14 protein-coding genes are annotated in these 15,297 nt (G+C 67.7%); 13 read left to right on the top strand and 1 reads right to left on the bottom strand.

Annotated elements, in window-relative coordinates; translation table 11 throughout:
* Positions 1-123 precede the first annotated feature (123 nt).
* From urtA to ureG, 11 genes are all read left to right on the top strand, one after another.
* Positions 124-1,428, top strand: a complete 1,305-nt coding sequence (urtA, locus tag LGR54_RS24415; protein WP_230364561.1) for an urea ABC transporter substrate-binding protein — start codon at positions 124-126, stop codon at positions 1,426-1,428.
* Between the two features lie 174 nt (positions 1,429-1,602).
* Entirely contained in the window at positions 1,603-3,243 is a 1,641-nt protein-coding gene (gene urtB, locus LGR54_RS24410; RefSeq protein WP_370638276.1) for an urea ABC transporter permease subunit UrtB, read from the top strand.
* Positions 3,240-4,415: an urea ABC transporter permease subunit UrtC gene (gene urtC / locus LGR54_RS24405; protein ID WP_230364560.1), complete on the top strand. Its 1,176-nt coding sequence runs from the start codon at positions 3,240-3,242 to the stop codon at positions 4,413-4,415. The genes urtB and urtC overlap by 4 nt, the downstream gene beginning before the upstream one ends.
* 10 nt (positions 4,416-4,425) lie before the next feature.
* A complete protein-coding gene (gene urtD, locus LGR54_RS24400) occupies positions 4,426-5,232 on the top strand; it encodes an urea ABC transporter ATP-binding protein UrtD (protein WP_230364559.1) in 807 nt (268 codons plus the stop codon).
* A gap of 3 nt (positions 5,233-5,235) precedes the next feature.
* Complete coding sequence (gene urtE, locus LGR54_RS24395; RefSeq protein WP_230364558.1) at positions 5,236-5,931, top strand: urea ABC transporter ATP-binding subunit UrtE; 696 nt, start codon at positions 5,236-5,238, stop codon at positions 5,929-5,931.
* A gap of 28 nt (positions 5,932-5,959) precedes the next feature.
* Complete coding sequence (locus LGR54_RS24390) at positions 5,960-6,778, top strand: urease accessory protein UreD (protein WP_230364557.1); 819 nt, start codon at positions 5,960-5,962, stop codon at positions 6,776-6,778.
* A gap of 54 nt (positions 6,779-6,832) precedes the next feature.
* Entirely contained in the window at positions 6,833-7,453 is a 621-nt protein-coding gene (locus LGR54_RS24385; protein WP_230364556.1) for an urease subunit gamma, read from the top strand.
* Between the two features lie 49 nt (positions 7,454-7,502).
* Positions 7,503-9,215, top strand: a complete 1,713-nt coding sequence (gene ureC, locus LGR54_RS24380; RefSeq protein ID WP_230364555.1) for an urease subunit alpha — start codon at positions 7,503-7,505, stop codon at positions 9,213-9,215.
* 35 nt (positions 9,216-9,250) lie between these two features.
* Complete coding sequence (locus tag LGR54_RS24375) at positions 9,251-10,057, top strand: urease accessory protein UreE (protein ID WP_230364554.1); 807 nt, start codon at positions 9,251-9,253, stop codon at positions 10,055-10,057.
* Positions 10,038-10,763, top strand: a complete 726-nt coding sequence (locus tag LGR54_RS24370; protein WP_230364553.1) for an urease accessory protein UreF — start codon at positions 10,038-10,040, stop codon at positions 10,761-10,763. The genes LGR54_RS24375 and LGR54_RS24370 overlap by 20 nt, the downstream gene beginning before the upstream one ends.
* Before the next feature lie 57 nt (positions 10,764-10,820).
* Positions 10,821-11,465, top strand: a complete 645-nt coding sequence (ureG, locus tag LGR54_RS24365) for an urease accessory protein UreG (protein ID WP_230364552.1) — start codon at positions 10,821-10,823, stop codon at positions 11,463-11,465.
* An 8-nt stretch (positions 11,466-11,473) separates the two neighbouring features.
* Here ureG and metC read toward each other — a convergent pair whose 3' ends face one another.
* Positions 11,474-12,682: a cystathionine beta-lyase gene (metC, locus tag LGR54_RS24360; protein ID WP_230364591.1), complete on the bottom strand. Its 1,209-nt coding sequence runs from the start codon at positions 12,680-12,682 to the stop codon at positions 11,474-11,476.
* Positions 12,683-12,953: 271 nt separating this feature from the next.
* On the opposite strand from metC, the gene LGR54_RS24355 reads away from it, so the two are divergent.
* Both LGR54_RS24355 and LGR54_RS24350 read left to right on the top strand, forming a co-directional pair.
* Positions 12,954-13,985 carry an amino acid ABC transporter substrate-binding protein gene (locus tag LGR54_RS24355; protein ID WP_230364551.1) on the top strand — a complete coding sequence of 344 codons (1,032 nt, stop codon included), beginning with the start codon at positions 12,954-12,956 and terminating at the stop codon, positions 13,983-13,985.
* Positions 13,986-14,106: 121 nt separating this feature from the next.
* Positions 14,107-15,297, top strand: coding sequence for an amino acid ABC transporter permease (locus LGR54_RS24350; RefSeq protein WP_230364550.1), 1,191 nt, complete (start codon positions 14,107-14,109; stop codon positions 15,295-15,297).

Genomic DNA, 15,297 nt, shown 5'->3' with positions numbered 1-15,297 from the left:
CAGATTGGTCTGCGGCATTCGACGTATTGCGTTTCCCGAAAGTTGGTTTGGCACGGGCGTTGCAACCATCCCTTCCGGCACGCGGACGGGGGTCCTGCGTGCGAACTCCAGAAGGGAACGAATATGTCTAATCTGTTCTCCCATGCGCGCCGCGTGGCTGGCCGCGCCGTGGCCGGCGCTGCCGCCCTGGCGATTGCCGGCGTCGCCGTGCCCGCAGCTGCCCAGGAAACGATCAAGGTTGGCGTCCTCCACTCTCTGTCCGGCACCATGGCCATCTCGGAGACGACGCTGAAGGATACCGTGCTGTTCATGGTCGACCAGCAGAACGCCGCCGGCGGCGTTCTCGGCAAGAAGCTGGTCCCGGTCGTGGTCGACCCGGCCTCCAACTGGCCGCTCTTCGCCGAGAAGGCGCGTGAGCTGCTCGCCAAGGAGAAGGTCGCCGTGGTGTTCGGCTGCTGGACCTCGGTGTCGCGCAAGTCGGTGCTGCCGGTGTTCAAGGAGCTCAACGGCATCCTGTTCTACCCCGTCCAGTACGAGGGCGAGGAGAGCGAGCGCAATGTGTTCTACACCGGCGCCGCCCCGAACCAGCAGGCGATCCCCGCCGTCGACTACCTGATGGAAAACGAGGGTGTGAAGCGCTGGGTGCTCGCCGGCACCGACTACGTCTATCCGCGCACCACCAACAAGATCCTCGAGGCCTATCTGAAGTCCAAGGGCGTCGCCGCCGAGGACATCATGATCAACTACACGCCGTTCGGTCACTCCGACTGGCAGACCATCGTCGCCGACATCAAGAAGTTCGGCTCGGCGGGCAAGAAGACCGCCGTGGTTTCGACCATCAACGGCGACGCCAACGTGCCGTTCTACAAGGAACTCGGCAACCAGGGCATCAAGGCGACCGACATCCCGGTCGTGGCCTTCTCGGTGGGTGAGGAAGAGCTCGCCGGCATCGACACCAAGCCGCTGGTCGGCCATCTCGCCGCCTGGAACTACTTCCAGTCGGTCGACGTGCCGGAGAACGCCGACTTCATCAAGAAGTGGCGCGGCTACATCAAGAACGACAAGCGCGTGACCAACGACCCGATGGAAGCCACCGTCATCGGCTTCAACATGTGGGTCAAGGCGGTCGAGAAGGCCGGCACCACCGATCCGGACAAGGTCATCCCGGCGTTGATCGGCGTCTCCGTGCCGAACCTGACCGGCGGCTTCTCCACCATGATGCCGAACCACCACATCACCAAGCCGGTGCTGATCGGCGAAATCAAGGATGATGGCCAGTTCGACGTCGTCGAGAAGACCCCTGGCCTGATCGTCGCCGAAGAATGGTCGCCGTATCTCGAAGGTTCCAAGGACCTGATCGCCGATTGGCGCTCGCCGATGAACTGCGGCAACTTCAACGTCAAGACCGGCAAGTGCGGCGCGCAGTGAAGTGCGGCGCGCAGTGATGCGCGGCCGATGAGGGACGGTCCGGCCGGTCTGCGTCCGACGCGGACGGCCTGACCCACCTTTCCCGATCGACCCGGCGGCGGGCACGACCCGCCGCCGGGCGACCCGCCGCCGGACCGCTTCCGGCTCCATCCGCACTCGCACCGACGGATGACGATGATTTCCCGTGGCCTTCCCAGCCGTCTCGGCTGCGTGCTGCTCCTTGCCCTCGGCCTCCTCGCCGGCGCTTTCCTGTCGCCGGGGGCCGTCATGGCCCAAGGAGCGGCGCCCGACATCAGCGCCCCGCTGGCCCAGCTCACCACCGACAAATATGACGACACCGAATCTGCGCTCGGGGCGCTCGCCGTGAGCGGCAGCCCGGCGGCCGCCGGCATCGTCGCGGCGCTGGCCGATGGGCGGCTGAGTTACAGCCCGGCCACCAAGCAGGTGCTGATCAAGACCCCGCAGGGCGGCCTCGTTGATGCCGCCACCGGGCAGCCGGTCGCCGAGGCGCCGCCGGGCGTGAAGGCGGTGCGGGTGAACAACCGCATCCGCCGCGCCATCGAGGCGGCGAGCGGCACGCTGGCTCTCGTCAATCCCGACCCGGCCAAGCGACTGGAGGCCGCGAGCGCGGTGATGCGCGCCCGCGACGAGGCGGCGCTGCCGGCGCTCGACGCCGCGCTCGCCAAGGAGACCGACGCCAAGGTCAAGACCGCGCTCACCCTTGCCCGCGCCTCGATCGTGATCGGCAAGGCGGGCGTTCCCGAGGCCGAGCGCATCGCCGCCATCGAGACCGTCGGCGCCCAGGGTAACCAGGACGCGCTCGCCGTGCTGCGCAGCGTGCCGGCCGATGCCTCGCCGGCGGTGAAGGCGGCGGCGCAGGGCGCCATCGCCGGCATCGAGCGCAGCCTCGCCATCTGGTCGGTGGGCCAGAACATCTGGTACGGCGTCTCGCTCGGCTCGGTGCTGCTGCTCGCCGCCATCGGCCTCGCCATCACCTTCGGCGTGATGGGCGTCATCAACATGGCGCATGGCGAGATGGTGATGCTCGGCGCCTATGTGACCTTCGTGGTGCAGGAACTGATCCGCACCTACAATCCGGCGCTGTTCGACCTGTCGCTGCTGATCGCCATTCCCGTCGCCTTCCTGTTCACCGGGTTGATCGGCGTCCTGATCGAGCGCACGGTGATCCGCTTCCTCTATGGCCGCGCGCTGGAAACCCTGCTCGCCACCTGGGGCATCTCGCTGATCCTGCAGCAGGCGATCCGCACCGCCTTCGGCCCGACCAACCGCGAGGTCGGCGCGCCCAGCTGGATGTCCGGTGCCTTCGAGCTCGGCCAGCTTTCCATCACCTATGGCCGGCTGTGGATCATCGTCTTCGCCATGCTGGTCTTCGTGGCGCTGCTCGCCACGCTGCGGCTGACCCGCATCGGGCTGGAGATGCGGGCGGTGACGCAGAACCGCCGCATGGCCGCCTCCATGGGCATCCGCACTAACTGGGTCGACGCCATGACCTTCGGCCTCGGCTCCGGCATCGCCGGCATCGCCGGGGTGGCGCTCTCGCAGATCGACAACGTGTCGCCCAATCTCGGCCAGAGCTACATCATCGACTCATTCCTCGTCGTGGTGTTCGGCGGGGTGGGCAATCTGTGGGGCACGCTGGTCGGTGCCATGTCGCTCGGCATCGCCAACAAGATGCTGGAGCCCTATGCCGGCGCGGTGCTCGGCAAGATCGCGCTCTTGGTCATCGTCATCCTGTTCATCCAGAAGCGGCCGCGCGGCCTCTTCGCTCTCAAGGGGCGGGCGATCGAATCATGAGCAACGCCCTGACGCCGCAACCCGTGCTGCTCGGCAGGAGCGGCCTCGTCTTCCTAGCCGTGGTGCTGGGAGCCGCCGTGCTGGTGCCGGCGCTCAACCTCCTGACCTCGCCGGACTCCGCCCTGCACGTGCCGACCTATGTGGTCTCGCTGCTCGGCAAGTACCTGACCTATGCGCTGCTCGCGCTGTCGGTCGACCTGATCTGGGGCTATGTCGGCATCCTCTCGCTCGGCCATGGCGCCTTCTTCGCGCTCGGCGGCTATGCGATGGGCATGTACCTCATGCGCCAGATCGGCCCGCGCGGCGTCTATGGCGACCCGGTGCTGCCGGACTTCATGGTGTTCCTGAACTGGAAGGAACTGCCGTGGTTCTGGCACGGCTTCGACCTCTTCCCCTTCGCCGCGCTGATGGTGCTGCTGGCGCCGGGCATCCTCGCTCTGGTGTTCGGCTGGTTCGCCTTCCGCTCGCGCGTGACCGGCGTGTATCTGTCGATCATCACCCAGGCGATGACCTTCGCGCTGCTCCTGGCCTTCTTCCGCAACGACATGGGCTTCGGCGGCAATAACGGCCTCACCGACTTCAAGGACATTCTCGGCTTCAACATCCAGGCCGACGGCACCCGGCTCGTGCTGTTCGTGCTCTCCGCGCTGGCGCTGGCGCTGGGCTATGTGCTGTGCCGCTTCCTGGTGCGCTCGCATTTCGGCAAGGTGCTGATCGCCATCCGCGACGCCGAGACGCGGGTGCGTTTCACCGGCTACCGGGCGGAGAACTACAAGGTGGTGGCCTTCGTGGTCTCGGCCATGCTGGCCGGCATCGCCGGGGCGCTCTACGTGCCGCAGGTCGGCATCATCAATCCCGGCGAGTTCTCGCCCGCCAACTCCATCGAGATCATCGTCTGGGTGGCGGTGGGCGGACGCGGCACGCTGGTGGGCGCGGCGCTCGGCGCGGTGCTGGTGAACTACGCCAAGACCTATTTCACCTCCGGCCTGCTGGCGCCCTACTGGCTGTTCATGCTGGGCGGCCTGTTCGTCGCGGTGACGCTGTTCCTGCCCAAGGGCATCGTCGGCACCTTCTACGACTGGCGCCGCGCCCGCGCGCCGGCGCCGGAGGATCTGGCGCCGGACGATCTGGCGCCGCCCGACAAGTTGCCCGAACCCAAGCCGGCCGAGTGAGGGGACCGACATGAGCGCAGCCGACACGCTTGAACCCGACGTCCCCGTCGAGGCCATCGCCAAGAAGGACCTGACCGAGGCGCTGCTCTATCTCGACGGCGTCACCGTCACCTTCGACGGTTTCCGGGCGCTGAACTCGCTGTCCTTCACCGTCGATCCCGGCGAGATGCGCGCCGTGATCGGCCCGAACGGCGCCGGCAAGACGACGATGATGGACGTGATCACCGGAAAGACCCGCCCCGACAAGGGCGACGTCTTCTTCGCCGGCGGCACCACCGACCTCACCAAGCTCGACGAGACGCAGATCGCCACGCTCGGCATCGGCCGCAAGTTCCAGAAGCCGACCGTGTTCGAGATGCACACGGTGATCGACAATCTGCGCCTCGCGCTGAAGGGGCAGCGCGGCGCGCTCGCCAACATCTTCCGCCGCGAGACCGCCGCCGAGCGCGAGAAGATCGACGAGATCTTCGAGACCATCAAGCTGAGCGGGCATCGCGACCGCCTCGGCGGCGCGCTGTCGCACGGGCAGAAGCAGTGGCTGGAGATTGGCATGCTGCTGGCGCAGGATCCGAAGCTCCTGCTGGTCGACGAGCCGGTGGCCGGCATGACCGACGCCGAGACGGCGCAGACCGCCGAATTGCTGCGCGAGATCAACGCCAACGGCCATTCCGTGGTGGTGGTCGAGCACGACATGACCTTCGTGCGCGATCTCGGCGTGCGGGTGATGTGCCTGCACGAAGGATCGGTGCTTGCCGAGGGCACGCTCGACCAGGTCAGCGCCAATGAGCGCGTCATCGAAGTCTATCTGGGGCGTTGAGGCATGCTGGAAGTCCAGGACATCGACCTGTTCTACGGCGCCGCGCAGGCCTTGCGCGGGGTTTCGCTGAAGGCGGAGCCCGGCAAGGTGACTTGCGTGCTCGGCCGCAACGGCGTGGGCAAGACCAGCCTGATGCGCGCCATCGTCGGCCAGCAGCCGGTCGCGAGGGGAGGCATCCGCTTCGACGGCGACGACATCACCACGATGAAGCCGGCCGAGCGGGCGCGGCGCGGCATCGCCTTCGTGCCGCAGGGGCGGGAGATCTTCCCGCTGCTGACGGTGTCGGAAAATCTGCAGACCGGGTTCGCGCCCTTGAAGCGCGCGGACCGCTTCATTCCCGACGACGTGTTCTCGTTGTTCCCGGTGCTGGATTCGATGCTGCGCCGGCGCGGCGGCGACCTCTCCGGCGGCCAGCAGCAGCAGCTCGCCATCGGCCGCGCGCTGGTCATGCGGCCGAAGGTACTGGTGCTCGACGAGCCGACCGAGGGCATCCAGCCCTCGATCATCAAGGACATCGGTAATGCCATCCGCTACTTGCGGAGCAAGGGCGATATGGCCATCGTGCTGGTCGAACAGTATTTCGACTTCGCCAAGGAGCTCGCGGACCATTTCATTGTGATGGAGCGCGGGGCGGTGGTGATGTCGGGCGATGGCGCCGCCCTCGAGGATCCGGATGTACGCAACCGCATTGCCGTGTGAGCCAACCGCCGGGGAGGTCGTCCCCGGCGTGCTGCGCTCGCGCGGTCGCCTGCTGCTTCACGCGCGCTTCGCCGACGGGCGCACGATTCCCGACCACCTCGAAGAGGAAGGCCCGAGCCGCATCCGCTTCCCGGCGGCGGCACGGCGCGGTCGCTCGCTGGAAGGCATCATCCTCAACACCGGCGGCGGTGTCGCCGGCGGCGACCATTTCGCTGCGCGGATGGAGGCGGGCGAGGAAGCACGGCTCGTGCTCACCTCGCAGGCGGCGGAGAAGTGCTACCGCTCGGATGGCGGGCTGTCGCGGCTGTCGGTGGACCTCGCCGTGGCGCCCGGCGCCTCGCTCGACTGGCTGCCGCAGGCGACCATCCTGTTCGACGGGGCACGCGTTACCCGCACCATTCGCGCCGACGTCGCCGAGGGGGCGCGGCTGCTGCTGGTGGAATCGGTGGTGCTGGGGCGTACTGCGCGCGGTGAGCGCTTCACCTATGGCCAGCTGACCGATTCGTGGCGGGTGCGCCGCGGCGGCCGGCTGGTCTATGCCGACGGGCTCAGCCTTGAGGGCGCGGTGGGCGGCGTGCTCGACCGATCCGCCTGCGCGCAGGGCTGGGCGGCCTTCGCCACCGCGCTGCTGGTGGCGCCCGACGCGCTGGAGCGGCTCGACGCGCTGCGCGAGGCTTCCGAGGCGTTGCAGGAGGCGCGCGACGACGTCGAGATCGGCGTCAGCGCCTGGGACGGCATGGCCTCGGTGCGGCTGCTGGCGCGCGAGGGGCTGGGGCTGGACGCCGCCATTCGCCGCCTGCTCGCCCCCCTGGGTGTTTGCGACCCGCCGCGCATCTGGCATTTCTGATGCATTCCATTTTCGCCCAAAACTTTTTCGCCCGAACTTTCCCGGAGTAGACCGATGAACCTGAGCCCGCGCGAAAAGGACAAGCTGCTCGTCTCCATGGCGGCGATGGTGGCCCGCCGGCGTCTGGAGCGCGGCGTGAAGCTCAACCATCCCGAGGCGGTGGCGCTGATCACCGACGTGGTGGTGGAGGGCGCGCGCGACGGCAAGACGGTGGCCGAGCTGATGACGCTCGGCGCCACCGTGCTGACCGCCGAGCAGGTGATGCCGGGCGTCGCCGACATGATCCACGACGTGCAGGTCGAGGCGACCTTCCCGGACGGCACCAAGCTCGTCACCGTGCACGAGCCGATCCGCCGCCTGTTCGCCGGCCCGGTGCCGGGCGAGATCCTGTACGAGGAAGGGGAGATCGAGCTGCTCGCCGGCCGCGAGACGGTGACGCTGACGGTGGCCAATACCGGCGACCGGCCGATCCAGGTCGGCAGCCACTACCATTTCTTCGAGACCAACCCGGCGCTCGCCTTCGACCGCGAGCTGGCGCGCGGCAAGCGGCTCGCCATCCCCAGCGGCACCGCGGTGCGCTTCGAGCCCGGCCAGTCGCGCGAGGTCACGTTGGTCGAGCTTGCCGGCAAGAAGGAGGTCTACGGCTTCCGTCAGCAGGTGATGGGCCGTCTCTGATCGCGCCCCGCCTGTCTCGCCCGTCCCACGCTTCGATCGGATTCAGTCCATGGCCATCAAGATTTCCCGCGCCTTCTATTCCGAGCTGTTCGGCCCGACCACCGGCGACCGCATCCGCCTCGCCGATACCGCGCTGGTCATCGAGGTGGAGAAGGACTTCACCGTCTATGGCGAGGAGGTGAAGTTCGGCGGCGGCAAGACCATCCGCGACGGCATGGGCCAGGCGCAGACGACGCGCGCGCAGGGCTCGGTCGACACCGTCATCACCAATGCGGTGATCCTCGACCATTGGGGGATCGTGAAGGCGGATATCGGCCTGCGCGACGGCCGGATCCACGCCATCGGCAAGGCCGGCAATCCGGACATCCAGCCCGGCGTCGACATCGTCATCGGGCCGGGTACCGAGGTGATCGCCGGCGAGGGCAAGATCATCACCGCCGGCGGCTTCGACAGCCATATCCACTTCATCTGCCCGCAGCAGATCGAACACGCGCTGATGAGCGGCGTGACCACCATGCTGGGCGGCGGCACCGGCCCGGCGGCGGGCACCAACGCTACCACCTGCACCCCCGGCGCCTGGCACATCGAGATGATGCTGCGCGCCTTCGATTCATTCCCGGTCAATCTCGCTCTGTCGAGCAAGGGCAATGCCTCGCTGCCGGGCGCGCTGGTCGAGATGATCGAGGCCGGCGCCTGCGCCATGAAGCTGCACGAGGACTGGGGCACCACCCCGGCCGCGATCGACAACTGCCTCTCCGTCGCCGACGAGTACGACGTGCAGGTGATGATCCACACCGACACGCTGAACGAGAGCGGCTTCGTCGAGGATACCGTCGCCGCCTTCAAGGGCCGCACCATCCATGCCTTCCACACCGAAGGCGCCGGTGGCGGCCACGCGCCGGACATCATGACGGTGGTGGGGCTGCCCAATGTGCTGCCGTCCTCCACCAACCCGACGCGGCCGTTCACGATCAACACGCTCGACGAGCATCTCGACATGCTGATGGTGTGCCACCATCTCGATCCCGAGATCGCCGAGGACCTCGCCTTCGCCGAGAGCCGCATCCGCAAGGAGACCATCGCGGCCGAGGACATCCTGCACGATCTCGGCGCCATCTCGATGATGAGCTCGGACAGCCAGGCGATGGGTCGGCTCGGCGAGGTGATCACCCGCACCTGGCAGACCGCGCACAAGATGAAGCTGCAGCGCGGCCTGCTGCCCGGCGACTCGGAGCGCAACGACAATGCCCGCGCCAAGCGCTATGTGGCGAAGTACACCATCAACCCTTCCATCGCCCATGGCGTCTCCCGCCATATCGGCTCGGTGGAGCCGGGCAAGCTGGCCGATCTCGTCATCTGGTCGCCGGCCTTCTTCGGCACCAAGCCGGACATGGTGATCAAGGGCGGCGCCATCGTCGCGGCGCAGATGGGCGATCCCAACGCCTCGATCCCGACGCCGCAGCCGGTGCACTACCGCCAGATGTGGGGCGCCTATGGCAAGGCGCGCACCGCCACCTCGCTCACCTTCGTCTCCAAGGCGGCGGTGGAGCTGGGCATCGGCGCCCGGCTCGGGCTGGAGAAGAAGGTGGTTGGCATCGAGAACGTGCGCGGCGGCATCTCCAAGGCGTCGATGATCCATAACGACGCCACGCCGCATCTGGAGATCGACCCGGAGACCTATGAGGTGCGGGCGGACGGCGAATTGCTGACCTGCGCCCCCGCCACCGAACTGCCGATGGCGCAGCGCTACTTCCTGTTCTAAACCTCACGGGCTGGGCAGTCCTGAAGGAGACCACCATGATCCGCGCTCGCACGCTTGTTCCCGCCGGCAGCTGGGATGTGTCCACCGCCGCCGACAAGGTGGTGCTGCCGCATGACGGACGGCACCGCCGCCGCATCGCCATGCGCGGGGAGGGCGACGTGGTGTTCCTGCTCGACCTGCCGGAAGCCGTGCGGCTGAAGGACGGCGACGGCATCGCGCTGGAGGATGGCCGCCTGGTGGCGGTGGTCGCCGCCGAGGAGCCGGTGGCGGAGATCGTCGCCCGCGACCCGCACCATCTGGCGCGCCTCGCCTGGCATCTCGGCAACCGCCACGTGCCGGCGCAACTGCTCGCCGACCGCATCCGCATCGCCCGCGACGGCGTGCTTGAGGAGATGGCGCGCGGGCTCGGCGCCACCGTCGACATCGTCGAGGCTTCCTTCGAGCCGGAGGGCGGCGCCTACGAGGCCGCCGAGGCGCACGGGCACGGCCATGCCGGCCACGATCACGGGGATCATGATCACAGGGATCATGATCACGGGCACCACGACCATGATCACGCGCATCACGGGCACGAGCACCATGAGCATGGCGAGGCCTGCGGCTGCGGCCATGATCATGGCGACCATCATCACCAGCACGACGTGATCCATATCGGCAGCGCGCCGGCGGAGGCGCCGGTGCATCGCGGCCATGGCCACGAGCACCATGACCACCAGCACAAGCATGCTGATGGCGAGGCCTGCGGCTGCGGTCACGACCACCACGATCACGATCACGAGCATCACGGGCACGACCATCACCACGATCACTCCCACAAGGGCCATGGCCACGGACACGGCTGACGCGATCGCCGCGCCGGTCGAGGCCGCCGCCGCGCCCGACCTCATCGCGCTGTTCGTCTGGCTCTCGCCGGCCTATCCGGTCGGCGCCTTTGCCTATTCGCACGGTCTCGAATGGGCGGTGGAGGCCGGTGACATCCGCGACATGGTCGGGCTCCAGCGCTGGGTCGACGATCTCCTGCGCCATGGCGGGCCCTTCACCGACGCCGTGCTGCTCGCCCATGCCTGGCGGGCGGCAAGGGCGGGAGACAGCGCCGGTTTCGTCGAGGTAGCGGAACTCGCCTGCGCCTTCGCGCCGTCGCGCGAGCGGCAGATGGAGACGTTGAACCAGGGCGACGCCTTCCTCACCGCGACCCGCGCCGCCTGGCCGGCGCCCGGCCTTGACCTCCTGTCGACGGCGTGGAGGGGGCGGCTCGCCTATCCCGTCGCCGTCGGCGGCGCGGCGGCGGCGCACGGGCTGCCGCTTGCCGCCACGCTGACCGGGTTCCTGACGGCGGTGGCGGCCAATCTGGTTTCCGCCGCTGTGCGACTGGTGCCGCTCGGCCAGACCGACGGCAACCGCGCGCTGGCCGGCTGTGCGTCAACGATCCGCGCCATCGCCGCCGAGGCGCCGCATGTCGACCTCGACGCGCTCGGCGGGGCGGCGCTGCGCTCCGACATCGCCTCGATGCGCCACGAGACCCAATATACCCGCCTGTTCCGCAGCTAGGGCCGGCAGGCTCCGGCGGCGCGAGCCGGCTTCAGATCATCGACAGGGAGTGCAGTCATGAGCGAGGGGAGCGGCCCGTTGCGGGTCGGCATCGGCGGACCGGTCGGATCGGGCAAGACGGCGCTGATGGAGGCGCTGTGCCGCCTCTTCCGCGACCGCTACGATTTGTGCGCCATCACCAACGACATCTACACCAAGGAAGATGCCGAGATCCTCACCCGCGCCGGCGCGCTGCCGGCCGAGCGGATCATGGGGGTGGAGACCGGCGGCTGCCCGCACACCGCCATCCGCGAGGACGCCTCCGCCAATCTCGCCGCCATCGCCGAGATGCGCGGGAATTTCCCGCGGCTCGACCTGATTCTGATCGAGTCCGGCGGCGACAACCTCGCCGCCACCTTCTCGCCCGAGCTCGCCGACCTCACCATCTATGTGATCGACGTGTCCGCCGGCGAGAAGATCCCGCGCAAGGGCGGGCCGGGCATCACCCGCTCCGACCTCCTGGTGATCAACAAGATCGACCTCGCGCCGCATGTCGGCGCCTCGCTGGAGGTGATGGACCGCGATTCCAAGAAGATGCGCGGCCGCCGGCCCTATGTGTTCGCCAATGTGCGCGCCGGGCAGGGCGTCGAGGAGGTCGCGCGCTTCATCGAGGAGGCGGGCGGCCTCACGCCGGCCCGCCTCGCCGAGGCATCACTTTCCTAGGTTGGGCGTCACTTTCCTAGGTCGGGTGCCGCCAGTGGCGCCAGATGCCGCAGTCCCTGCTCGAGGTCGGCGATCAGGTCCGCCGGATCCTCGAGGCCGATATGCAGCCGCACCGTCGGCCCGCCGGGCGCCCAGCGCGTGGCGGTCCGGGAGGTCGAGCAGTCGAACGGGATGGCGAGGCTCTCGAAGCCGCCCCAGCTATAGCCGAGCCCGAACAGCGCCAGCGAATCCAGGAAGGCGTCGACGCTCGGCTTCGCCGCCGGCTTCAGCACCACGCTGAACAGGCCGGAGGCGCCGGTGAAGTCGCGCGCCCAGATGGCGTGGCCGGGCGCTTCCGGCAGCGCCGGATGCAGCACCTGCTTGACCTCCGGCCGCCCGGCGAGCCAGCGGGCCACGGTGAGCGCCGATTGCTGGTGCCGCGCGAGGCGCACCGACAGGGTGCGCAACCCGCGCGCGGCGAGGAAGGCATCCTCCGGCGCCACGGTGAGCCCGAGATCGCCATGGGTGGTGCGCAGCCGCTTGTAGTAGCGCTCGTTGGCCGAGATGGTGCCGAGATTGAGATCGGAATGGCCGCCGATATATTTGGTGCCGGCCTGGATCGAGAAGTCGACGCCGAAGGCGTGCGGCCGGAAATAGAGCGGCGTCGCCCAGGTGTTGTCGATGAGGGTGACGATGTCCGCCGTCGCCGCCGCGGCGACGATCGCCGGCACATCCTGCATCTCGAAGGATTGCGAGCCTGGCGATTCCATGAAGATGGCGCGGGTGTTCGGCCGGAACAGCGCGGCGATGCCGTCGCCGATCAGCGGATCGTAATAGGTGGTCTCGATGCCGAAGCGCCGCAGCACCTCGTTGCAGACCCGCCGCGTCGGCGCATAGGCGGTGTCGACCATCAGGAGGTGATCGCCGGCCTCCAGCACCGAGAGCAGGGCGGTGCTGACCGCCGACAGGCCGGACGGGGTGAGCACCACGCCGGCGCCGCCTTCGAACTCGGCAAGCGCCGTCTCCAGCGCCTCGAGGGAGGGATTGCCGCGCCGGCCATAGGAGTAGCGCCCGGTATGGTGCTCGAGATCGTGCACGGTCGGCGACAGCACGGTGGAGCCGCGCACCACCGGCACATTCACAAAGCCGTCAAATCTCTGTGGATCGCGACCGGCATTCACGAGGGTGGTATCGGACGCGTAGGCGGGCCGGTTTGTGCCCTTGGGCTGCTTAGACATGGACTGCACTGGTTCTCTTCGGACGGGGGCGTCATTGGGGGCGAGCGCCGCTCCCGCGTCAAGCGCTTGACCGCATCAGAATACATCGTTCTGATGACCTTACGGCCGCACGACACGTCATGCGCGCAGCGCTGCGTCTACGACGAACGGCGCACGCCCTTGCGGCAGGTTCACGTGTCGAGCGGCATGCGACTTGCTTCGCTCTCCGCCCGCATCCATCTGCGTCCGCAGATGCGTGCCCGATCAAAAACCGATGTACAGGGCTGCCATTATGAAACGCCTCCTCTCCACTTTCGCCCTTGCCGGCGCCTTCGGCCTTGCCGCGGTCGGTGGCAGCTTCGCCCAGGACAAAGCCGGCAAGCTCCAGCAGGTGAAGGCCAAGGGCTTCATCCAGTGCGGCGTCAGCCAGGGCCTGCCCGGATTCTCCAACCCGGACGACAAGGGCAACTGGGCCGGCCTCGACGTCGACTTCTGCCGCGCCATCGCGGCGGCGGTGTTCGGCGACGCCACCAAGGTGAAGTTCACGCCTCTCTCGGCCAAGGATCGCTTCACCGCCCTGCAGTCCGGCGACATCGACGTCCTGTCGCGCAACACCACCTGGACCATCTCGCGCGACACCTCGCTCGGCCTCAACTTCACCGGCGTGACCTATTACGACGGCCAGGGCTTCATGATCCGCAAGGACAAGAAGGTGAATTCGGCGCTCGAGCTGTCCGGCGCCTCGGTCTGTACCCAGACCGGCACCACCACCGAGCAGAACGTCGCGGACTTCTTCCGCGCCAACAACATGCAGTACGAGGTCATCGCCTTCGCCACGGCCGACGAGACCATCAAGGCCTATGATTCCGGCCGCTGCGACGTCTACACCACCGACCGCTCCGGCCTCGCCGCCGAACGCCTCAAACTGACGAACCCGGACGATCACATCGTCCTGCCGGAGATCATCTCCAAGGAGCCGCTCGGCCCGGTGGTCAGCCATGGCGACGACCAATGGTTCGACATCGTGAAGTGGGTGCTGTTCGCGCAGGTGAATGCCGAGGAACTGGGCATTTCCTCCAAGAACCTCGACGAGATGCTCAAGTCGACCAACCCCGAGGTCAAGCGCGTGGTCGGCACCGAGGGCAAGTTCGGCGAAGGCCTGGGTCTCGGCAACGACTGGGCGGTGCAGATCATCAAGCTGGTGGGCAACTATGGCGAGATGTACGATCGCAATGTCGGTCCCGACACCCCGCTGAAGCTGGCGCGCGGCACCAACGCCCTGTGGACCAAGGGTGGCCTGCAGTACGCCCCGCCGATCCGCTGATCGATCCCGCGTCCCCCGGTTCGCCGGGGGACGTTCCGCTGAAGCGCGCGGGACCACAACCCGGCTCTAGACCGGGCCCGCCGCGTCCATGACATGGGCCTCAACGAGGCGAGGGGAATTAATGGCGGATTGGGTCGAGCCGGCGGTCAAACAGGGCCGCACGTCGTTCATGAACGACCCGAAGGTACGAAGCATCGTCCTTCAGGTCGTGGCGCTGGTTCTGGTGATCGTCCTCGGATGGATGTTCATCGACAATGCGCGGGAAAATCTCGCGGCGCAGAAGATCGCTACCGGCTTCGGCTTCCTGGAAAACACCGCGGGCTTCGGCATCAGCCAGACCCTGATCAGCTATTCGGAGACGTCGACCTACGGCCGCGCCTTTGCCGTCGGCATATTGAACACGCTGCTGGTGGCGGTGATCGGCATCTTCTTCGCCACCATCATCGGCTTTCTGGTCGGTATCGGCCGGCTGTCCAAGAACTTCGTCATCCGGCTGATCTCCACCTGCTATGTGGAGCTGCTGCGCAACCTGCCGCCGCTGTTCCAGATCCTGTTCTGGTACCTTGCCGTGCTCAGCGCGATGCCGAATCCGCGCCAGAGCATCTCGATCTTCGGCGAGGCCTTCATCTCCAATCGCGGCATCGTGGTGCCTCGCCCGTTGTTCGGCGAGGGCACCGGCCTCGTGCTGTGGACCTTCGGCTTTGCCGTGCTGGCGACGGTGCTGATCGGCGGCTGGAGCCGCCAGCGCCGGGAAGAGACCGGCCGGCCATTTCCGATGCTGTGGGTCGGCCTCGGGCTGATCGTCGGGCTGCCGCTGATCGCCATGATCGTCACCGGCTTTCCCATCTCCTTCGAGAAGCCGGAGCTCAAGGGCTTCAACTTCGTCGGCGGCGTGCGGGTCATTCCGGAGTTCGTGGCGCTGACCGTCGGTCTCGCCACCTACACCGCCGCCTTCATCGCCGAGAACGTCCGTGCCGGCATCAAGTCGGTGAGCCACGGCCAGACCGAGGCGGCGAACTCGCTCGGGCTGCGCTCCGGCTACACCATGCGGCTGGTGGTGATCCCGCAGGCGATGCGGGTGATCATCCCGCCGCTGACCAGCCAGTATCTCAACCTGACCAAGAACTCCTCGCTGGCGGTGGCGGTCGGCTATCCCGACCTTGTCGCGGTGTTCGCCGGCACCACGCTGAACCAGACCGGCCAGGCGATCGAGATCATCGCCATCACCATGGGCGTCTATCTCGTCATCTCGATCATCACCTCGGTGATCATGAACGCCTACAACAAGCGCGTCGCGCTCGTGGAACGGTGA

Origin of the sequence: Ancylobacter sp. Lp-2, from assembly GCF_020523795.1 — a bacterium.
Taxonomy (GTDB): domain Bacteria; phylum Pseudomonadota; class Alphaproteobacteria; order Rhizobiales; family Xanthobacteraceae; genus Ancylobacter.
Note: the sequence above shows the minus strand (reverse complement) of the source record. Positions and strands in the feature narration are given on the sequence as shown.